This window comes from Pseudoflavonifractor gallinarum (genome assembly GCF_014982855.1).
In the GTDB taxonomy this organism is placed as follows: domain Bacteria; phylum Bacillota; class Clostridia; order Oscillospirales; family Oscillospiraceae; genus Pseudoflavonifractor_A; species Pseudoflavonifractor_A gallinarum.
Genome location: NZ_JADCKF010000002.1, coordinates 340,633 through 361,554 on the forward strand (window position 1 = coordinate 340,633; position 20,922 = coordinate 361,554).

Below are 20,922 nucleotides of genomic sequence, written 5' to 3' on the forward strand. Positions count from 1 at the left end.
GGACGTCCGCGGGGGAGGAGAGAGTTATCCCTTGAAGACTGCGATTTATCCTGGAAGCTTTGATCCCATTACGCTGGGCCATCTGAATATCATCAAGCGGGCGGCGGTGTGCTTTGACAAGCTGATCGTCTGCGTGATGGTGAATTCCGACAAACTCCACACGGGCCTCTTCACCCCGCCCGAGCGGGCGGAGCTCATCCGCAAAGTGGTGTACAAGCTGCCCAATGTGGAGGTGGACTGGTCCACGACCCTCCTGGCGGAGTACGCCAGGGAGCGGAAGGCCTGCACCCTGGTGAAGGGCCTGCGGGCGGTATCGGACTATGAGAACGAGCTGCAAATGGCTCTGCTCAACCGAAAGCTCAATCCCAGACTGGATACCATGCTGATGCCGTCCAGCGCGAAATACACCTATATCAGCTCCAGTGTGGTGAAGGAAATGGCCCGCTACGGGGCCGACCTCTCGGACTTCGTGCCCAGGGAGATCATCGACGATGTGAACGAACGAATGAGACAGAGGAGGGGAGAGTAATGGCCAGCGGTGTGGAAGAACTGATGGACCTGCTCTATCAACTGATCGACGAGGCCAAGGGCGTGCCCCTGAGCAGTGACAAGTGCATCATCGAGCGGGACAAGGCGCTGGACCTTCTGGATGAGATCCGGGGCCAATTCCCCATGGAGCTGAGCGAGGCCAAGAAGCTGATCGCCAGCCGGAACGACTATATCGCCTCCGCCAAGCGGGAGGCCGACCTTATCAAGCGCCAGGCCGAGGACCGGGCCAAGCAGATCCTGGCCGAGGATGAGCTGACCGCCCAGGCCAAGCAGCGGGGCAACGAGATGCTCCGCCAGGCGGAGGAGCGCAGCCGGGAGCTGCGTCAGGCCGCCAACGCCTACTGTGAGGACGCCCTGCGCCGCACGGAAGAGGCAGTGGCCGAGGCCTATGACGAGATCAAGAAGTCCCGTGCCCGGTTCCGCAGCGCCGCCTCCAGCATGGGCAATAAATAAATGCAAAGAAACGCTCCCCCTTCCGGGTTGTTCGGAAGAGGGAGCGTTTTTTGTTTTTTGGCCGGGGGAGAGGATCAGTCCTCCCGGGGCGGATAGAGCTTTTTGCGGTAATAGCCCTGGGCCTGGTAGATAGGGGCCAGGGGATTGTGTCCGGTGACCCGGTCCTTGACGGCGAGGACCGAGGCGGGACCCTCCAGGTATTTCAGGATCAGAGTGTCATGCCCCACGCACAGACCCAGCAGCAGGTTGAAGTCGGTGCGGGCCTCGTTGAGGACCAGTGCCTGCGCAATGGGATTGCACATGACCTCGTCTGCACAGCCCCGGACGGTCTCCTGGTCACTCAGGCCCAGATCCCGCTTGGGGTGACAGCCGTTTTTACAGATGGCGGAGCAGACCTCAAAGCCGTGGTACTCCAGGATCTTGGTCAGCTCGTGGGCCTCCCGCCACAGCCCGGTGCAGAAGGCCAGACCGATCTTGTGACAGCCCATCTTCTTCAAAAAGAGGATGGTTTCCTCCACCCGGGTAAGGCGGCCATACCCCTCCGCCTCCACCTGGGCGGCCGTGCGGGCCAGCCTCTGGTTTTCCTCCTCCGCCAGAAGGGACATGGCCTGCTCCTGGAGCGGGCCGGCACAGCTGGGGCAGTCCACAGGCGGGTGCTCCAAAACGCCCCCCGCGCAGGAGTGGGGGGCACAGTTGGCACAGTGACTCATCCGATTTCCTCCTTCCAGTCCTGTATACGCAGGATGGGATTCTGTCCCATCTTACCATGTTTGGGCCGGAAAGTCACGGTTCTTACAAAATTATGCCAGATTCCGGAGCGAAAGAGGACGGGGATATTATTTAAATCGAACGTATGTTTTTGTGCTGAAAACCGTGAAATTTTCCCGAAAAGACGGAACTTTTTTGAAAAAAAGAAATAGAAAATACTTGCAATTTGGTTACAGAGCCTTTATACTAAGAAACAGAGTGGAGCAGAATGGAGGAATAGGGAGCAAAATCCCATTCCGGTGAGGGGAGTGAGCGGAGCATGACCGGCACCTACGAGCATACCCTGGATGCCAAGGGCCGCATGTTCCTGCCAGCCAAGCTCCGGGAGGAGCTGGGCCCCAGCTTCCACGTGGCGGTGGGCGCCAATCGCGACGCCGCCGGCATCTGCAAATACCTGGTGATGTATCCGGACGCCACCTGGCGCCGCTTACAGGAGCGGGTGGCCGAGCTGCCCAGCAGCCAGGCGGCCGCCATGGATGTGATCTTCGGCAACGCCGCCCGGTGTGAGCCGGACAGCCAGTGGCGGATCCTGATCCCCCAGGATCTGCGGGACTATGCGGGGCTCACCCGGGACATCGTCGTGGTGGGCAACAATGACAAGGCCAAGATCTGGGACGCCCAGGCTTGGAATGAGAAGAAGAAGCGCGAGCTCACCCCGGAGCAGGTGGCGGAGACCATGCTCCTGCTGGGGCTTTGAGCTCGGGCAGAGAAGATACAGAGATACGTAGAGAGGAGACCGCTCCGGTATGGCAGAATTTACCCACCTTCCTGTGCTGCTGCATGAGTGCATCGAGGGGCTGGACATCAAACCGGAAGGGATCTATCTGGACGGTACCCTGGGCCGGGCAGGCCACTCCCGGGAGATCGCAAAGCGCCTGACCACCGGTCGGCTCATCTGTGTGGACCGGGATCAGGCCGCGCTGGACGCCGCGCAGGAGCGGCTGGGTCCCTGGATGGACCGGGTCTCCCTGGTACATAGCAATTTCTGCGAGATCGACGCGATTCTGGACGGGCTGAAGATCCCGGCGGTGGATGGAATGCTCTTTGACTTGGGCGTATCCTCCCCGCAGCTGGACGACGCGTCCCGGGGCTTTTCCTATATGGCGGACGCTCCGCTGGACATGCGCATGGATCAGAGCGATACTCTGACGGCCCGCACCGTGGTCAACGAGTGGCCCCGGGAGGAGCTGCGGCGCATCTTCTCCCAGTACGGGGAGGAGCGCTATGCCGGCCCCCTTGCCGCGGCCATTGAGCGCCGCCGGGCAGAGCGGCCCATCGAGACCACGCTGGAGCTGGTGGAAGTGATCCGCTCGGCCATGCCGGGTAAGGCCCTTAAGGAAAAGCAGCACCCCGCCAAGCGGTGTTTTCAGGCCATCCGCATCGCGGTCAACGATGAGCTCAGCTCGGTGGACCGGATGCTTCAGAGCGCCGTGCCCCGGCTCAAGCCCGGTGGGCGGCTGGCGGTGATCTCCTTCCACTCTTTGGAAGATCGGATCGTGAAAAATGCCCTGGCCGGATTTGCCAAGGGGTGCACCTGTCCGCCGGATTTCCCTGTGTGCGTATGCGGAAAGAAGCCGGTGATCCGGCTGGTCAGCCGTAAGCCCATCGTCTCGGGCGCGGAAGAGCTGGAAGTGAATCCCCGTGCCAGAAGCGCCAAGCTTCGGGTGGCGGAGAAATTGTGATCCCACGGAACCGGGGGATCGCCTTACGAAAGAAAAGGAGTTGGTTCCCATGGCCTCAATCGCCAAGCGTAAAACGAGATCTGCGTACCAGAGGATACCGGGAACTGCCTATGATGGCTCCGCTGCCCGCCGTCTGGAGCGGGCGGAGGTACTGGAGCCCCGTCCCCGGGTCCGCCCCAGAGAGCGGGCTGTCTCCCGCCCCCGGGTACAGGTACGGGAGGCCGGACGTGTCTCCATCTTTGCGGTGGTCGGCTTTGCGGCGGTGGCCGTGTTTGCCGCGCTGCTTCTGATGAGCTATGTCCAGCTGGCGCAGATCTCGGACGATGTGGTCTCTCTCAAGCGGGAAATGACCACCCTTCAGAGCGATGAGGCGCAGCTCCGGGCGGAGTATGCCCTGGCCTATGATCTGAGCGAGATTGAGCAGAAGCTCACGGCGGACGGCAGTATGATCCGTCCGGATGACAGTCAGATCTGCTATGTGGATCTCTCGGAGCCCGATGCCATTGAGTTCCTGACGGAGGATGCCCCGGTGAAAGGGGTAGAAGGGGTGATCCGGAGCATTCAGGAGATCGTGGGCGAAGTGGTGGAATATTTCCGCTGAGTCCTTCCATATAGTACATTGCAGACCCCAAAAAAGAGAACCGGGCTGCCCAGGATTGGCAGCCTTCCGGCGAGGGCGTAAGAAAATTTCACTTTTCTTACGCCCTCATGCAGTATATCAAGGAGAACGGCATGAGAAATGACAAAAAACGACCGCAGCCGGACCGAAAAGCCAACCGGACCATCCTGATGCGCACCCTCTTCCTGATGGTGGTGTGCGGTGTGGTGGCCTTTATCCCGCTGTTTATCCGCCTTTACAGCCTTCAGATCGTGCAGCATGACGAGCTGGAGGCCAAGGCGCTGGATCAGCAGACCTGGGACCAGGCCGTCACCGCCAACCGGGGGACCATCTATGACAGCAAGGGTTCTCCCCTGGCCATGAGCGCCGAGGCCTATTATATCCAGCTTGCCCCCCGGGAGATCATCGAGCGGCAGCAGGAATACCGGGAGAAGGTGGAAAAGGCCCAGGCAGAGAGCGACCCGGAGAAGCGGGAAAAGCTCATGCCGGACTATCCGGAGCCCACGAATGAGTCCATTGCGGAGAATCTCTCCGCCATTCTGGGGGTGGAGCAGGAGGAGATCCTCAAGCGCCTGGCCAAGACCAACTCGGCCTATGAGGTCATCAAGTCCCAGGTGGAGCGGGATGTGGCCGACCAGGTCCGGAGCTATGCCTCGGAAAACGGCCTCTCTGAGGGCATCTATGTCCAGCCCAGCTCCAAGCGCTACTACCCCAACAACAGCCTGGCGGCCCAGGTCATCGGCTGGGTCAACTATGAGAACAACACGGTCAGCCACGGCGCCTACGGCATGGAGGCCATCTATGACGAGGAGCTGGGCGGCAAGGTGGGCCGTGTGGTCACCGCCAAGAATGGCCGGGGAACCCAGATGCTCTACCGGTATGAGGACTATGAGGACGCCATTGACGGCAACGACCTCCACCTGACCATCGACGCCACCATCCAGTACTACTGCGAGCGGGTGCTGGCTGAGGGCATCGAGAAATTTGAGGTGCAGGACGGAGGATTTGCCATCGCCATGGACCCCAAGACCGGGGCCATCCTGGCCTGGGCCAACTCGCCCACCTATGACCTGAACAATCCCCGTACCATCAGCGACCCGGTCCTCTCCGCCAAGCTGGACGCCATCAAGAACGACTCCAGCCTGAGCGACGAGGAGCGCTCCAAACAGAGCACGGAGCTGCTCTATGAGCAGTGGAGCAACAAGGCCATCAACGAGCCCTATGAGCCGGGCTCTACCTTTAAATCCATGGTGCTGGCCGCCGCCCTGGAGGAGGGCGTGGTCAGCGAGAGCGACACCTTTGTCTGTACCGGATCGGCCACCGTGGCCGACCGGACCATCAAGTGTTCCAAGCGGACGGGACATGGGACCCAGACCCTGGCCCAGGCGGTGGCCAACTCCTGCAACCCGGCGTTCATCGCCATCGGGCAGCGGCTGGGGGCGGAGAAGTTCTATGAGTATGTGGAGGACTTCGGGTTCCTCTCCCAGACCGGCATCGACATGATGGGAGAGCCCAATTACAGCGTGTTCTGGTCCGAGGACCTCTTTACCAGCGCCAACGGTATCACCAACCTGGCCACGGCCTCCTTTGGACAGCGGTTCAAGGTGACCCCCATCCAGCTTCTGACGGCGGCGGCCTCGGTGGTCAACGGGGGACACCTGATGAAGCCCTATGTGATGGAGAGCATCACCGACGCCAACGGGAACATCCTCCAGCATACCGAGCCCACCGAGGTGCGGCAGGTCATCAGCGAGCAGACCAGCGAGCGCTGCCGCTCCATTCTGGAGGGCGTGGTCAAGCCGCCGGGCACTGGTAAGGGCGCCTATGTGGCAGGCTACCGGATCGGCGGAAAGACCGGCTCCTCCGAGACCGAGGAGAAGGACCACACCATCGTGTCCTTCCTGGGCTTTGCCCCGGCGGACGATCCCCAGGTCATCGTTCTGCTGGCCTATGACAACCCCAAGCCGGTGGCCCCCGGCGCCAACACCACGGCCGGCGGCTGGTACATCAGCGGCGGCAGCATGGCGGCCCCCCAGGCGGGCAAACTGCTCACTGATATCCTGGACTATATGGGAGTCGCCAAGCAGTATACGGAAGAGGAGAAGGCGGCCATGGATATGGTGGTGCCCTCCGTGCTGGGCATGACCCAGGCCGACGCGACAGCCCGCCTCAAGGAGAGCGGACTGGATGTGCGCGTGGAAGGAGAGGGCGATACCGTCACCGCCCAGATCCCGGCCCAGGGTGTGGCCATCCCGGGCGGAAGCCAGGTCATCCTATACATGGGCGTGGAGAAGCCCACCGACAAGGTGACGGTGCCCAATGTGGTGGGAATGAACCGGGAGCAGGCCCAGACCGCCATGACCAACGCGGGGCTCTACCTCAAATCCACCGGTCTCACCGTGGGCAGCGATGTAAAGGCGGAGAGCCAGACCATCACGGCCGGAACCCAGGTGGAGCGGGGCACCGTGGTGGAGGTCCACTTTATCCAGAGCACCGCCAGCGGCGGTGCCGGGACCGGCATCTGACCCGATACCAAACCATAGATAAAAAATAGATCTCACAGACATTTTAGAGAGAATCCATACATAGAGTGAATGGAAGCGACAAACCCAAAGGGGTGACAGTATGAGATTACGCCAGCTTCTGGCCGGCGTCGCCCCTTTGGGGGCGTCGCTTGACTCTAAAATGGAAATTTCAGGAATTTGTTACGATTCCAGGACGCTGCAGCCGGGGGAGCTCTTTGTGGCTCTGCCGGGCAGCCGTACCGACGGACACCGCTTTATCTGGGAAGCGGTGGAGCGGGGGGCCTCCTGTGTGGTGTGTGAGCACCCGCCGGAGGGGGAGGGACCGTGGATCACGGTGCCCGACGCCCGCGCGGCCCTGGCCGCACTCTCGGCCAACTGGTTTGGGCACCCGGCCCGGGAGCTGACCGTGATCGGCGTCACCGGGACCAATGGCAAGACCACCACCACGTATCTGCTCAAGGAAGTTCTGGAGGAGGTGCTGGGGGCCCGGGTGGGGCTCATCGGCACCAACCGGAATATGATCGGCGGGGAGAGCCTGCCGGCCCAGCGCACCACGCCGGAGAGTTGGGAGGTCCAGAAGCTCCTGCGGGAGATGGCAGACGCCGGATGCAGCCATGTGGTGATGGAGGTCTCTTCCCACGGGCTGGTCCTCCAGCGGGTGGCGGGGATCTCCTTTGCAGTGGGGATCTTCACCAATCTCACCCAGGATCACCTGGACTTCCATGGGACCATGGAGGCATATCGGGCGGCCAAGGGCCTGCTCTTCCGGCAGTGTGAGCAGGCGGTGGTCAATCTGGACGACGAGGCCGGGCGGTATTACGCCGCCACAGCCCCCTGTCCCTGCTACACCTATTCGGAAAATAAGGACAGCGCCGACCTGACGGCCAAGTGTATCCGGCTTTTCCCGGGACATGTGGAGTTTGAGGCGGTGATCCGGGGCGGAATTTCCCGGGTTCATCTGCCTATCCCGGGCGGATTCACCATTTACAATGCCCTGGGCGTCATCGGATGCGGCCTGGTCCTGGGGCTTCCCCTGGACGGGATCGCCCAGGCGCTGGAACACGCCCAGGGGGTCAAGGGCCGCATTGAGGTGGTGCCCACCCCCTCTGACTACACTGTTCTCATCGACTATGCCCACACCCCGGATGCCCTGGAGAACATCCTCACTACGGTGCGGGATTTTACGGCGGGACGGGTGATCTGTCTCTTCGGCTGCGGGGGAGACCGGGACCGGGCCAAGCGCCCCAAGATGGGAGCGGTGGTCTCGGCCCTGGCGGATCTGGCGGTGGTGACCTCGGATAATCCCCGCTCGGAGGAGCCGATGGAGATCATCTATGACATCCTCCGGGGCATGGACCCATCCGGAGCCCCCTGGCGGGTGGAGCCCGACCGGCGCAGGGCCATCCGGCTGGCCCTCTCCCTGGCCCGGACGGGGGACACCGTGGTCCTGGCCGGGAAAGGACATGAGACCTACCAGGAGGTGGGGGGCATCCGCTTCCACCTGGATGAGCGGGAGGAGGTGGCCTCCTGCTTCCCCCCGGACGCCCCGGCGGTGGCCGCCATGGCAAAAGGGGGAGAGAACCCCTCTGCGGGGCGGGATATTTCGTGACATATTTCTCCGCCCTTTTGGTGGAAATACCAGCGTGTGTGTGATAAAATACGTCTTTGTGAGTGAATCCAGGTTTATTACAAAGAGGTACGGAGGTTCAAAAGAATGGATTTGAGTATTGTCCTGAGCATCCTTCTGGGATTCGTGGTGTCCGCCGTGGCGGGCCGGCTGCTGATCCCGGTTCTGCGCCGGCTGAAGGCGGGGCAGGCCATCAAGGAGATCGGTCCCACCTGGCACATGACCAAGCAGGGGACCCCCACCATGGGCGGACTGATGTTTATCATCGCCATCGCGGTGGTGCTGGTGGTCATCGGCTGGAAGGACCTGATGGCGGGCCGTCTGGGCGGTCTGTATACCTATCTGTTTGCGCTGGTGTTCGGCGCCATCGGCTTTCTGGACGACTACATGAAGGTGAAGAAAAAGGAGAACACCGGACTCACTGCCGGACCCAAGTTCCTCCTTCAGCTGGCGGCTGCCATTGTGTTTACCATCCTGCTGCGCAATGAGGGGTACCTGAGCCCCGATCTCTACATCCCCTTTGTCAACGTGACCTTCCAGCTGCCCTGGGTGGTCTATATGGTCTTTGCCGCCTTTGTCATGGTGGGCACGGTCAACGCCGTGAATATTACGGACGGAATCGACGGCCTGTCCAGCAGTGTCACCGTGCCGGTGGCCATGTTCTTCACCGTTGTGGCGGTCCAGTGGGACCGCGGGGAGATCGGTGTGGTCTCCGGCGCTCTGGTGGGCGGACTGCTGGGCTTCCTGATCTATAACTTCCATCCGGCCAAGGTCTTTATGGGCGACACCGGCTCCCTCTTCATGGGCGGCATGGTGTGCGGCCTGGCCTTCGCGCTGGATATGCCCCTGATCCTGATCCTGGTGGGGATCATCTACATCGCGGAGACCCTCTCCGACATCATCCAGGTCACCTATTTCAAAGCCACCCATGGCAAGCGGATCTTCCGCATGGCGCCCCTCCATCACCACTTTGAGATGGGCGGCTGGAGCGAGGTCAAGCTGGTGGTGGTCTTTACCAGCGTGACTGTGGTATTCTGTGTGCTGGCCTACCTGGGTGTGGCCAACCGTTTTCCCGTATAATCTGCCCGGAAGTCCGGGCGGGGCCAAGAGCAAGGAGGCGATTCTTTGGCGCGGAAACACAAGCGAGACCTGACCGTGGAGGAACAGCTGGCCCGCGGGCCGGTGGACCTGCCCTTTCTGATGCTGGTGGTCATGCTGACCGTGATCGGCGTGGTCATGGTCTTTTCCGCCTCCTATGCCACGGCGCTCTATGACGCCAAGACGGCCCATAATAACCCTACCTATTATTTTGTCAAGCAGGCGGGCTTTGCGGTGGCGGGACTGGTGGCCATGTATGTGGTCACCAAGATCAACTATCAGTCCTTCCGCTGGATGTCGGTCTTTGTGCTGGGCGCGGCCTATGTGCTGCTGCTGCTGGTCTTTACCCCGCTGGGCTTTGGTAAGGCCACGGTGGGCGCCCAGCGGTGGATTCAGATCGGCCCCATCAATTTTCAGCCCTCTGAGGTGGCCAAGATCGGCGTCATCATGTATTTTTCTGCCCGGCTCTGTAAGCGCAACACGGAAAAACCCCGGCGGATCAATCCCCGCTCCTACTGGAGCGGTCCGCTCACTGCGCTGCAGCGGACCGGTTTTCTGGAGCTGGTGCCCTATGGGGCCATCCTGCTCTCCATCGCGGTGCTTATGATGCTGGAGCCCCATATGTCGGGTACCATCCTCATCATGCTGGGCGGCGCGGCGGTGCTCTTTGCGGCGGGAATCAAGCTCTACTGGTTTGTGGGCGGCGCGGCCGGCCTGGCCGGGCTGCTCCTGCTGATGATGAGCGGCTATCAGTCCACCCGTATCAAGATCTGGAGAGACCCCTGGAACGACGGCATGAACGGACGGGGAGACGGCTTCCAGATCATCCAGTCCCTGCTCTCCATCGGCTCCGGCGGCCTGCTGGGTGTGGGCCTGGGCAAGAGCCGGCAGAAATTTGATTTCCTGCCCGAGCCCGAGAACGACTTCATTTTTGCGGTGGTCTGTGAGGAGCTGGGGCTGGTGGGGGCCTGCGTGATCCTCTTCCTCTTCGCGCTGCTCATCATCCGGGGCTTCTGGATCGCCATCCACGCCCGGGACCGGTTCGGCGCGCTGCTGGTAGTGGGTATCATAACGCTGCTGGCCGGACAGGTGTTTCTGAACATCGCGGTGGTGACCAACCTCATTCCCACCACAGGCATTTCTCTCCCATTTTTCAGTTACGGCGGCACCGCCCTGATGATCCAGCTGGCCGAGATGGGGATGGTATTGAGCGTATCCCGTCAGATCCCGGCAGCCAAGCAGGGATAGCACCGGTGCAAGATACAGAGAATCAAGAAGGTTGTGAGAAAGATGAACGTACTCTTTACCTGTGGCGGCACGGCCGGACACATCAATCCCGCTGTGGCGCTGGCCCGGCTTTTTCAACTTCGGGACCCGGACTGCAAGGTGCTCTTCGTGGGGGCGGACGGCGGCATGGAGACCCGTCTGGTGCCCAAGGAGGGCTATGATCTGCGCACGGTGACCATCACCAACTTCCGCCGCTCCTTTACCCCCGCGGCCATCGGACACAACCTGAAGACTGTGGTCAACATGGGCCGCTCCAAGAAGCAGGCCCAGCGGATCCTGAAGGAATTTCAGCCCGATCTGGTGGTGGGGACAGGTGGCTATGCCTCCTATCCTATCGTGAACGCGGCGGCGGCCAAGGGGATTCCCACTGCGGTCCACGAGTCCAACGCGGTGCCCGGCCTGACCACCAAGGCCCTGTCCAAGGTGGTGGATCAGGTGATGGTGGGCTTTGAGGAGAGCCGCAGCCACTACGACTGCCCGGAGAAGGTCGTGGTCACCGGGACCCCGGTGCGGGGAGACTTTTTCCAGTACACCCGCAAGGAGGCCCGTGCCAAGCTGGGCATCACCGACGAGCGGCCGGTAGTGGTCTCGGTCTGGGGCAGCCTGGGCGCGTCGGTGATGAACCGGCAGATGGCCGACTTCATCGCCCTGGAGTGCAAGGCCGGGGAGCCCTTCCATCACATCCACGGCGCGGGCCGGGATTATAAGAACGTGTGCGCCGCGCTGAAGGAGCTGGGTGTGGATCTGAAGGATCACCCCTCCATCGACGTGCGGGAGTATATCTACGACATGCCGGTGGTCATGGCGGCGGCCGACCTGGTGCTCTGCCGGGCGGGAGCCTCCACCATTTCGGAGCTGACCGCCATCGCCAAGCCGTCGGTGCTGGTCCCCTCGCCCAACGTGGTGGCCGACCATCAGACCAAGAACGCCCGGGTCCTCTCCGAGGCGGGCGGCGCCGTGCTGCTGCCGGAGAAGGAGTCCTCCGGCCAGAAGCTCTATGAGATCACCGCCGATCTGCTCACCCACAAGGAGAAGAGGGACGCCATGGGAGAGGCCCTGCGGCACATGGCGGTGCCCGATGCCAGCGAGCAGATCTACAAGACCCTTCTGGCTCTGACGCGGAAATAAGGTTTTTCACCGATGGTTCCGCTCTGCATAGGATGGTTTGTAAAACCAACAAACCAATGTTGCGGAGGACGGAATCCATGAGTGCTTTGATCGTTGAAGGCGGACGGCCGCTGAGCGGCACAGTCCGCGTCCATGGGGCGAAGAACAGCGCCCTTCCCATCCTGGCTGCCGCCATTCTGGCGCCGGGGACCAGTGTGATCCATAACTGCCCGCCCCTGTCCGATGTGACGGCCTCTCTGGAGATCCTGCGCCATCTGGGCTGCCGGGTCACCCAGGAGGGGACCACCGTGACGGTGGACGCCACAGCCCCGGTACGCTGGGACGTTCCCCACGCCCTGATGCGGGAGATGCGCTCCTCCGTGATCTTCCTGGGGGCCATCCTGGGACGGATGGGGGAGGCCGACCTCTCCTTTCCGGGCGGGTGTGAGCTGGGACCCCGTCCCATCGACCTCCACCTCAAGGCCATCCGTACCCTGGGGGGAGAGATCGAGGAGCGGGGCGGACGCCTGTACTGCCGGGGTGCGCTGAAGGGCCGGGAAGTGATCTTTGCCCGTCCCAGCGTAGGGGCCACCGAGAACGCCATGCTGGCGGCGGTGGCGGCGCCCGGGACCACTATTTTGTGCAACGCGGCCCGGGAGCCGGAGATCGTGGATCTCCAGGGCTTCCTCACGGCCATGGGCGCCAGCGTGCGGGGCGCTGGGACCTCCATGGTGGTGATCGAGGGCGGCCGGCCCCTGCACGGCGGGGAATATACCGTCATGGGGGACCGGATCGTGGCCTGTACATATCTGGCGGCGGCTGCGGCGGCCGGAGGCGAAGTGACGGTGACCGGAGTGGACCCCCGGCACATCTCCACCGTGACGTCGGTCCTGGCGGAGGCGGGCTGCCGGGTGGTCAGCCAGCGGGATGCCGTCTGCCTGAGCAGCGACGCCCCCCTCTTTGGGAGCCGCCCCATCCATACCGCCCCCTATCCCGGCTTTCCCACCGACGCCCAGCCCCCGCTGATGGCGGCCCTCTGCAAGGGAAAGGGGACCACCCTCTTCGTGGAGAATATTTTTGAGAGCCGGTACCGCCATGTGGACGAATTGGCCCGGATGGGAGCCGATATCCGGGTGGAGGGCCGGGTGGCCGTGGTGTGCGGCGTGCCCGAGCTCCACGGCGCGGCCGTGGAGGCCGCCGATCTGCGGGGCGGAGCCGCGCTGGTAGTGGCCGCCCTGGCGGCCGAGGGACGCAGTGTCATCACGGGTCTCAAGCATCTGGACCGGGGCTATTGGCACCTGGAAGAGGCCCTGGGCGAACTGGGGGCCCAGATCACCCGCGGCGGAGCGGAAGAGGAGTCCGAGCCGTCCGCATCGGTCGGCCGGTAGCAGACCGGAACGGGAGACCCCCGGGAGTGGACGATGCTCCCGGGGCGGGGCTTACCAAGGAGAAGAACAGCGGAGGACAGACAAATGGCGGCGAGAAGAAAACGACGGGGAAGGCGCAGACGGGGACGCTTCGGCATCCTCTATAAAGTGCTGTCCTTTTTTCTCATCCTGGCTGCCATCGTCACGGGCTGTATCGTCTTTTTCCGGGTCAATGAGATCGTGGTGGTGGGGGAGACCCGCTATTCCGAGGCGGAGATCATCGCCGCCACCGGCGTGGAGCAGGGGGAAAACCTCTTCCAGCTCAACAAGTTCGACATGGCCCACAAGGTATTGACACAGCTCCCCTATGTGGATGAAATCACCATCAGCCGCAAGCTGCCCGATACGCTGGTGCTCAAGGTGACCGAGAGCACTCCGGTGGCCGTACTGGAGAGCGGAGGGAACTGGTGGCTGCTGGATGTACGCGGAAAACTGCTGGAGCAGGGAGATGCCTCCCTGGCCCAGGGACGGGCGGTGCTGACCGGACTCGACCCGCTCTCCCCGGCGGTGGGAGGCAAGCTGGCCGTGGGCGAGGAGCAGCAAAAGAAGCTGGAGAGCCTTATGGCCCTCTTCAATGCCCTCCAGGCCAGAGGAATGGCCGGACAGGTGACCGAGTTTATCGACCTGACCGCGGAGAATGTGGTGCGGTTTGGCTATGGGGGGACCCTCACGGTGGAGATGCCCCTCTTTGACGACTTCGGGAACCAGACCTGGCGGCTCCAGCGGGCGCTGGAAGAATTGAGCGCCCGAAACGGAACGGTGAGCGGTACGCTGCACCTCCCCTCCGAGGGGAACAAAGCCTGGCTGCTGGCCCAGCGCTGGATGCCGGGGGATGAGACGGAGAGCTCCTCCACCGGGGAGGAGAGCACGGCCTCGCCCTCGCCCAGCCCAAGCCCCGCGCCGGAGACTTAGATCAGCTTGTCCCCAACGGTCGGGGTAGAAGGAGGAAAATATGCCAAAGAGACGCAAACGCGGAGAGTTCGCGGTGGTGGCGGCCTTTGCCGTCCTGGGATTTCTGCTGGCGGTCCAGCTCAAGAGCGTCAAGCTCAATACGGCGCTGGACGCCACCAGTGCCGGCCGTCTGGAGACCCTTCAGGAGCTCTATAACGATCTGACCACCGAGCGGGACGGATTGAAGAGCCGTCTGGAGGAGACGCAGAAAGAGCTGGAGCAGTACCGGGACGCGGCGGTCTCCGGAGAGAGCAGTGCCGCCCTCAAGGCGGAGGTGGAGTACCTGTCCATGGTGGCGGGGCTGACCGACGTGGAGGGACCGGGGGTGTCCGTCATCTTGAGCGACTCCAAGGCGGAAAACACCACCGGGGATGAGGCGGACTATCTCATCCATGACAGCGACCTGCTCTCGGTCATCAACGAGCTGCGGGACGCGGGGGGCCCAGGCCATCTCCTTCAATGGAGAGCGCATCCTCTCCACCAGTGAGGTCCGCTGTGCCGGCTCGGTGGTCATGGTCAACGGAAAGCGCTTTGCCGCCCCCTTCATCATCTATGCCATCGGCGATCCCACCACCCTCTACAACGCGCTGACCATGCGGGGCGGCGTGGTGGATGTGCTCAGCCAGTGGAAGATCAACGTCACGGTACAGATGAGTGAAAAGCTCCTGATCGAGAAGTATACCGGGACCATCCCCACCGATTATCTGAGTACCCCCACGGCCACCGGGGAAGAAGGGAGTGAGGGCTGATGCTGAAACTGGAATTCATCGGCCTCGCGGTGGGCCTTCTGCTGGGGTGGCTGTGCCCCTGGACCTTCCCGGCCTCCTCCTCCCTCTATGTGGCGGCAGGTCTGCTGGGTGCGCTGGACTCGGCCTTTGGCGGCTGCAATGCCCGCATCAAGGGTCACTTCAAACTGGGGATCTTTCTCTCCGGCGCCATTGGAAATACCCTCATCGCGGTCTTTCTGGCCTGGCTGGGACAGAAGATGGGGATCCCCCTCTATCTGGCGGCCGTGGTGGTGTTCGGCACCCGCATGTTCCAAAACTTTGCAGAAATCCGGCGTGAGCTATTGACCAACAGGCAAAAGAGCGATAAAATAAACCAAGATATTGATTCTGAGCCGTTCGACGGCACTAAATAGCAGATTTTTACTTTTATAGAGTCGAATTGTTTTACTTAGGAGGAGCAGATATGCCATTTGGACTGGATACCGGGCCGGACAGCGTAGTTACCATTAAGGTAATCGGTGTAGGCGGCGGCGGAAATAACGTGGTAAACCGGATGATCGAGACCGGTATGGAGGGCGTGGACTTCATTGCGGCCAATACGGACAAGCCCTTTCTGGATGTGTCCCGCGCCACCTACAAGGTGCAGCTGGGTGAGAAGCTGACCGGCGGCCGGGGCGCAGGTGCCGATCCCGAGAAGGGCCGCAAGGCCGCGGAGGAGAGCCGGGCCCAGATCTCCAAGACGCTGGAGAATACCGACATGGTGTTCATCACCGCCGGTATGGGCGGCGGTACGGGTACCGGCGCCGCTCCCATCGTGGCCGATGTGGCCAAGGAGATGGGTATCCTCACCGTGGGCGTGGTGACCAAGCCCTTCAACTTTGAGGGCCGCCGCCGCATGATGCAGGCGGAAAAGGGCATCGAGGACCTGCGGGACAAGGTGGACAGCCTGGTCATCATCCCCAATGAGCGCCTGAAATACGCCACCGACCAGAAGATCACCTTCCTCAACGCCTTCCAGATCGCGGACGACGTGCTCCGCCAGGCGGTGCAGTCCATCTCCGACCTCATCAAGAAGACCGGCCTCATCAACCTGGACTTTGCCGATGTGTCCGCCGTTATGAAGGACGCCGGCATGGCCCACATGGGCGTGGGCCGGGCCGCCGGCAAGAACAAGGCCGAGGAGGCTGCCAAGATGGCCATTTCCAGCCCCCTGCTGGAGACCTCCATCGACGGGGCCAAGGGCGTGCTCATCAACTTCACCGGTTCCATGGACATGAGCCTGGAGGAAGTGGACGCCGCCGCCGGTCTGGTCAGCCAGGCCGTCCATCCCGACGCCAACATCATCTTCGGTACCACCTTCGATGAGAACATGGAGGATGAGATCCGGATCACCGTGATCGCCACCGGTTTCGAGGACAACTACCCCGGCGCCCTCTCCAACAAGCCCTTCTCCGCTCCGGAGAAGAAGGAGGAGCCCGCCCCGGTGAGCGCCGCTCCGGTGTCTCAGAGCGTGTCCTCCTCCGTGTCCAGCGCGCCGGCTCCTGCGGCCGGTGAGAGCACCGGTATGACCGATGACGGCTGGGACGATATCTTCAAGATCTTTAATCAGAAGCACTGATTCTGCCATGCGGCCCCGGTGATCCGGGGCCGCATTTTTTGTCCTTGCATTCGGGCGCGGTGGGAGGTATAATGAAGCGTACGGGACAGGCGGACATGCCGTCCCCATGGCAAGGTGACCGGTTTTGTTCGGCCGGTCCCTGCGCGGAGTGAGATCCGCAGATCAGCTTGGCCAGCGAAGGAGTGATATGCGCCGTGAGCAGCGACCCTTGGAGTCGAAAACGGAACAACGAGATCCAACCAGCGGCGCGCAGAGCCTGAGCCGGAGCCTTTTTTCCGTGCTGTCTGTGCAGCCGTGGTATTCTTGCGCTTATCCGGGTGCAGGAAACGAAACGAAAACACAGACGCGCGGGTGAATTTGTCTGTTGATACAGACCCCATCCGCCGGGAAAGGCGTGATTTTTTTGCTCTCGATCCACAAGACCATTGACGGGAAAATGACAAAGCTGGATACCATCCAGGACGGATGCTGGGTCAATCTGACCTATCCCAGCGAGGACGAACTCAACACGGTGGCCGCCACGTTGGGCGTGGAACCCACCTTCCTCCGGGCCGCACTGGATGAGGAGGAGACCTCCCGTATCGACACGGAGGATGGGCAGACCCTCCTGATCATCGACGTGCCCGCCGTCGAGAAGGACGACGCGGTGGTGTACTCCACCCTCCCTCTGGGCATCATCGTCACGGAGAAGCATATCATCACCGTCTGCCTGAAGGAATCCTCCATCATCAAGGATTTCCAGGACGGTCTGGTGCGCAATGCTGAGACCCAGAAGCGGACCAGCTTTATCCTCTATATGCTGCTGCGGGTGGCCAAGCGCTTCCTCCAGTACCTCAAGCAGATCGACAAGATCTACAATTACATGGAGCGGCAGCTCTACAAATCCCAGCGGAACAAGGAGCTGATCCAGCTGCTGGATTTGGAGAAGTCACTGGTCTACTTCAATACCTCTCTGAAGGCCAACGAAGTCACCCTGGAGAAGATCCTCCGCGGACGGATCATCACCCTCTACGAGGAGGATCACGACCTGCTGGAGGACGTGCTCATCGAGGTGCGTCAGGCCATCGAGATGGCCAACATCTACTCCTCCATCATCTCGGGCATGATGGACGCCTTTGCCAGCGTCATCTCCAACAACCTGAACGTCATCATGAAGGTGCTCACCTCCATTACCATTCTGCTGACGGTACCCAATATCGTCTTCAGCTTCTACGGCATGAATATCGAGGGGAGCGGATTGCCGCTGGCGCAGTTCTGGTGGTTCCCCCTGACGGTTACCGCGGTCATCATCGGCATCGTGGCGGTCATTCTGAAGAAGCGGGATCTCTTCTGATTGGATAAGAAAAAAGAACGGTCACAGAAAAGGACATTTGCCTTCTGATAGTTCCCATAGGTACATTTTCTGAACCTTGTGAATTGTCAGGCACACAGGCGGACAGCGGAAGCTGTCCGCCTGTTGTGTTTTATGCCAGCAATCGCTTGATTTCTTCAATATCTGTAATCTGCTTTGCGATATGCGGTGCTTGCTCTCCCTCCTGCATAGGGCTGTCCACTCTGCCGATGTCTCGGTACACGATCCTGACGCTCTGTCCCGCAGAGCGGGAATACTTTTGGCTCCGCTCGCCCACTTCGATCCGCTGGATGAAGAGCCGCAGCAGCTCAGGCGTCAGTTCGTCGATGGTAGTGTACCGTTTGGCTTTCTCAATGAAGGCGTCCACATTGGCGGCTGAGGCTTTCAGTTTCTCCAACTGTTCCTCCTTGGCTGGAATGGCGACAGACAGATTTTTTTGCTCGGCGTTGTAGTCTGCGGACAGCATGCGGAACTGTTCATCGCTCACCCGCCCCAGAACATTGTCCTCGTAGAGACGCTTGAACAGCGCACACAACTCATCGTATCTCCGCCGCATAGAATCCAGTTCCTTCTGCAGACGGTTGATCTCTCGGCGCAGTTCTGCGGTGTTCCTCTGGTTGATGTACTGGGCGAATTGCCGCTCCTTCATCCGTGCGAAGTGCGTGACCCTGCGCAGGTCGTCCAGCACGATGGCTTTCAGGTCCGCCTCCCGGATCTGGTGGGGTGAGCAGGCGGTTTTCCCGCGCTTACTGTAGGTTGAGCACCGGAAATAATACTGATCCTCCCGCATTTTCTCGGTCCGGCAGAGCACCATGTATTTTCCGCAGTCGGCACAGTAGACCAGTCCAGAGAACAGATTGGGTTCCTCCATGTGCTTGGGCGGCCGCCGTTTGTGCTCCCGCACATCCTGCACGATCTCCCAGACCTCCATGGAGATGAGTGGCTCATGGGTGTTCTCCACAAGGATCTGCTCGCTCTCTGGTTTCTGGATTTGCTTTTTGTTTTTATAGGAGAGCGTTGTTTTCTTCATGTTGAGCGTGTGCCCGATGTAGACCTTGTTTTCCAGGATCTTAGCCACGGTTCTGCCGGACCAGGTGTAGGGACGGGTGGTATCCAGATTGGTACAGGCAGCTCCGGTAGCCTGGTAGTACTGGTTGGTCGGATTCAGCACCTGCTCTTGGGTCAGGATTCTGGCGATCTGGTTCGGTCCCTTCCCTGCGGCGCACAGGTCAAAGATACGACGCACGATGGGAGCGGTTTCCTCATCGGGGATGATCTCCTTGGAGTCCTTGTCCTTTTTCTTGTAGCCGTAGGGCGGTTTGCCGCCCAGCCGCTCTCCGCGCTCCGCCTGCATCTTCTTGATGGCGCGTACTTTCTTACTGGTGTCCTTGGCGTGGAGTTCGTTGGCCCAGTTACGGATAGGATTAAAGTCGTTGCTGCTCTCCACCAGGGAATCCACGCCATCATTGACCGCGATAAAGCGGACACCCTTTTCCGGAAAGTAAATCTCCGTGTACTGTCCCACTTGAAGGTATTCTCGTCCCAGGCGGCTGAGATCCTTGACGATGATGGTCTCCACCTCGTCCCGTTCCACCATTTCTATGATCTTCTTCCAGGCCGGACGGTCAAAGTTTGTACCGGAGTAGCCATCGTCCGCCAGGAACAGCGTGTTTTCAAACCCATGATCCGCTGCGTACTGCTCCAGGAAGAGTTTCTGATTGTGGATGGAATTGGACTCTTTCTGCCGGTCATCCCTCTGCCGCTCATCCTCCTGACTGAGTCTTCCGTATAAGATATTATATTTTTGGCTTGCCATATCTCTGTAACCTCCTTTTACTGGGGCAAGCCGGTATGGGGTACGGACAGTATACCCCACCGGCCTGCGCAAGTCCACGGAAACCTTACGCGCTGTGGGTTTCCTTCTTTAGGTCTGTGTCAATGAGCGAGAGCAGCTTGTCTGTGGGGGTCGCTGTGGCCTCCATCAGGAACACAGAGATCACATGAAAGACCTTCCCTTCAATGAGCATCTCCCTCTGATTGATGATGTGATCGCCCTGGTGTTGGTAGCAGGTGTCACGAAAACTGGTCAGCACCTCTCCACTTTCCGTTTCCCGCAGCAGAGCTCCGCCGGGATCATATCCGCCCAGCATGCCGGTATCACGGTATTCCTCATATGCCTTTTTCATGGCGCTCCTTTCCCCCGAAACCAATTCGGGCAACAAAATAGCAGACCGTCACATGGTCTGCTGCCAAGTTGGTTCTTCTTCATGATCGTCCTCCTTGTGACCGAGGGCGATTTTCTTTTGCCGTTCTTTCCGGAGGGCCTTGCTGTCTGCGTGGTAGCGCGTGGTGGTGGCATCCCTCACGGGAGCATTGTCTTGGCCGCGCTCCAGAGTGTGTCTAAGCTGAACCACACCACCCACAGCACCAGCCCAGTCAGCGCCAGGGCCGCCAGTCCCAGCAGCAGGCTGATCCATGGAATGTCCGGCAGACTCAGTCTGGGCAGCCTGATGCCGGACAGAGAAAAACACTTCTCGTTCCGCTTCCCAGCCTGTTCGCTCATCTTCTCCAGATGCTTCACCACTTTCAGCAGCTCGTCCATCTGCGTCCGGGTCGGGAGCTGCGCCAGCAATTCGCTGACTTTCTTGAGATAGCCGGTCTGTCTCTCGGTGTGGTGCCCCAGTGCATAGAGGCTGCTCAGCAGTTCCTCCCACTCCGCTTTTGTGGGATGCACTTCGGGAGGCGGTATCAGCTCCTGCGTCGGAGGCTGCGGTGTGGCCTGTGCCATCTGCGCAGGTCGGTTCTTCTCCAGCAGTTCGTCCATAGATAATTTCTTCTCTGATCCTGAACTCATATTCCATATTCTCCTTCAGATATTTCTCCCCGAACAGCAGGCGGTCACGGCACTGCCAGCCGCTGGGTGTGGTGTAGGTGATATTCCGCCGGGACGCTTCCCATCGTACCTTGTAGCCCTCGCTCTCCATCAGCGCAATGAATTCCTCACGGCTGGAGGCGTGGCGCATACAGTCGTTGATGATGTTCATGAGCTGCAGTTTTTTGCTTTGGCCACGGGCGGCCGTATGATACTCGCCAACCGTCATAGTTTTCGTTTTCTGCTTCCTATCCTTGGGC

At 60.9% G+C, this 20,922-nt stretch carries 21 protein-coding genes; 17 read left to right on the forward strand and 4 right to left on the reverse strand.

Annotation, left to right across the window (positions count from 1 at the left end):
* The first annotated feature begins 31 nt into the window (after nt 1-31).
* Together coaD and INF37_RS03605 are read left to right on the forward strand one after the other, a co-directional pair.
* Complete coding sequence (gene coaD / locus INF37_RS03600) at nt 32-529, forward strand: pantetheine-phosphate adenylyltransferase (RefSeq protein ID WP_101693539.1); 498 nt, start codon at nt 32-34, stop codon at nt 527-529.
* The gene (locus INF37_RS03605) at nt 529-1,002 is read left to right on the forward strand and encodes a hypothetical protein (protein WP_101693538.1); all 474 of its coding nucleotides are present in this window, start codon (nt 529-531) and stop codon (nt 1,000-1,002) included. Before coaD ends, INF37_RS03605 begins: the two co-directional genes overlap by 1 nt.
* Before the next feature lie 74 nt (nt 1,003-1,076).
* Here INF37_RS03605 and INF37_RS03610 read toward each other — a convergent pair whose 3' ends face one another.
* Nucleotides 1,077-1,712 (reverse strand): DUF1847 domain-containing protein, encoded by a 636-nt coding sequence (locus INF37_RS03610; RefSeq protein WP_193536453.1) that lies wholly within the window; start codon nt 1,710-1,712, stop codon nt 1,077-1,079.
* A 317-nt stretch (nt 1,713-2,029) separates the two neighbouring features.
* Here INF37_RS03610 and mraZ point away from each other — a divergent pair, with 317 nt between their 5' ends.
* The 15 genes from mraZ (at nt 2,030) to INF37_RS03680 (ending at nt 17,772) form a co-directional block, all read left to right on the forward strand.
* Entirely contained in the window at nt 2,030-2,467 is a 438-nt protein-coding gene (gene mraZ / locus INF37_RS03615) for a division/cell wall cluster transcriptional repressor MraZ (protein WP_101693536.1), read from the forward strand.
* Nucleotides 2,468-2,516: 49 nt separating this feature from the next.
* Nucleotides 2,517-3,452: a 16S rRNA (cytosine(1402)-N(4))-methyltransferase RsmH gene (gene rsmH / locus INF37_RS03620; protein ID WP_193536455.1), complete on the forward strand. Its 936-nt coding sequence runs from the start codon at nt 2,517-2,519 to the stop codon at nt 3,450-3,452.
* A gap of 49 nt (nt 3,453-3,501) precedes the next feature.
* Nucleotides 3,502-4,053: a hypothetical protein gene (locus INF37_RS03625; protein WP_101693534.1), complete on the forward strand. Its 552-nt coding sequence runs from the start codon at nt 3,502-3,504 to the stop codon at nt 4,051-4,053.
* A 131-nt stretch (nt 4,054-4,184) separates the two neighbouring features.
* Nucleotides 4,185-6,596, forward strand: a complete 2,412-nt coding sequence (locus INF37_RS03630) for a penicillin-binding transpeptidase domain-containing protein (RefSeq protein ID WP_193536457.1) — start codon at nt 4,185-4,187, stop codon at nt 6,594-6,596.
* Nucleotides 6,597-6,696: 100 nt separating this feature from the next.
* Complete coding sequence (locus INF37_RS03635; RefSeq protein WP_193536459.1) at nt 6,697-8,205, forward strand: UDP-N-acetylmuramoyl-L-alanyl-D-glutamate--2,6-diaminopimelate ligase; 1,509 nt, start codon at nt 6,697-6,699, stop codon at nt 8,203-8,205.
* 105 nt (nt 8,206-8,310) lie between these two features.
* A complete protein-coding gene (gene mraY, locus INF37_RS03640; protein ID WP_193536461.1) occupies nt 8,311-9,303 on the forward strand; it encodes a phospho-N-acetylmuramoyl-pentapeptide-transferase in 993 nt (330 codons plus the stop codon).
* 45 nt (nt 9,304-9,348) lie between these two features.
* Nucleotides 9,349-10,569 carry an FtsW/RodA/SpoVE family cell cycle protein gene (locus INF37_RS03645; protein ID WP_235964174.1) on the forward strand — a complete coding sequence of 407 codons (1,221 nt, stop codon included), beginning with the start codon at nt 9,349-9,351 and terminating at the stop codon, nt 10,567-10,569.
* A 42-nt stretch (nt 10,570-10,611) separates the two neighbouring features.
* Nucleotides 10,612-11,736 (forward strand): undecaprenyldiphospho-muramoylpentapeptide beta-N-acetylglucosaminyltransferase, encoded by a 1,125-nt coding sequence (gene murG / locus INF37_RS03650; protein WP_101693531.1) that lies wholly within the window; start codon nt 10,612-10,614, stop codon nt 11,734-11,736.
* A gap of 77 nt (nt 11,737-11,813) precedes the next feature.
* Complete coding sequence (gene murA, locus INF37_RS03655; protein ID WP_193536463.1) at nt 11,814-13,103, forward strand: UDP-N-acetylglucosamine 1-carboxyvinyltransferase; 1,290 nt, start codon at nt 11,814-11,816, stop codon at nt 13,101-13,103.
* 84 nt (nt 13,104-13,187) lie between these two features.
* The gene (locus INF37_RS03660; RefSeq protein WP_193536465.1) at nt 13,188-14,054 is read left to right on the forward strand and encodes a cell division protein FtsQ/DivIB; all 867 of its coding nucleotides are present in this window, start codon (nt 13,188-13,190) and stop codon (nt 14,052-14,054) included.
* 40 nt (nt 14,055-14,094) lie between these two features.
* Nucleotides 14,095-14,580 carry a DUF881 domain-containing protein gene (locus tag INF37_RS15840; RefSeq protein ID WP_268960680.1) on the forward strand — a complete coding sequence of 162 codons (486 nt, stop codon included), beginning with the start codon at nt 14,095-14,097 and terminating at the stop codon, nt 14,578-14,580.
* Complete coding sequence (locus INF37_RS15640; protein ID WP_268960681.1) at nt 14,486-14,842, forward strand: DUF881 domain-containing protein; 357 nt, start codon at nt 14,486-14,488, stop codon at nt 14,840-14,842. The genes INF37_RS15840 and INF37_RS15640 overlap by 95 nt, the downstream gene beginning before the upstream one ends.
* Nucleotides 14,842-15,234: a small basic family protein gene (locus INF37_RS03670; RefSeq protein WP_101693527.1), complete on the forward strand. Its 393-nt coding sequence runs from the start codon at nt 14,842-14,844 to the stop codon at nt 15,232-15,234. Before INF37_RS15640 ends, INF37_RS03670 begins: the two co-directional genes overlap by 1 nt.
* 50 nt (nt 15,235-15,284) lie before the next feature.
* Nucleotides 15,285-16,439, forward strand: a complete 1,155-nt coding sequence (gene ftsZ, locus INF37_RS03675; RefSeq protein ID WP_193536467.1) for a cell division protein FtsZ — start codon at nt 15,285-15,287, stop codon at nt 16,437-16,439.
* A 403-nt stretch (nt 16,440-16,842) separates the two neighbouring features.
* The gene (locus tag INF37_RS03680) at nt 16,843-17,772 is read left to right on the forward strand and encodes a magnesium transporter CorA family protein (protein ID WP_180956917.1); all 930 of its coding nucleotides are present in this window, start codon (nt 16,843-16,845) and stop codon (nt 17,770-17,772) included.
* 130 nt (nt 17,773-17,902) lie between these two features.
* Here INF37_RS03680 and INF37_RS03685 read toward each other — a convergent pair whose 3' ends face one another.
* The 3 genes from INF37_RS03685 to INF37_RS03695 all read right to left on the reverse strand — a co-directional run bounded on the left by INF37_RS03685 (nt 17,903) and on the right by INF37_RS03695 (nt 20,644).
* On the reverse strand, nt 17,903-19,606 hold the full coding sequence (locus INF37_RS03685; protein ID WP_193536469.1) for a recombinase family protein: 1,704 nt from the start codon (nt 19,604-19,606) through the stop codon (nt 17,903-17,905).
* An 85-nt stretch (nt 19,607-19,691) separates the two neighbouring features.
* On the reverse strand, nt 19,692-19,976 hold the full coding sequence (locus INF37_RS03690) for a hypothetical protein (RefSeq protein WP_016413476.1): 285 nt from the start codon (nt 19,974-19,976) through the stop codon (nt 19,692-19,694).
* 176 nt (nt 19,977-20,152) lie between these two features.
* A complete protein-coding gene (locus tag INF37_RS03695) occupies nt 20,153-20,644 on the reverse strand; it encodes a hypothetical protein (protein WP_193536471.1) in 492 nt (163 codons plus the stop codon).
* Nucleotides 20,645-20,922: the final 278 nt, after the last annotated feature.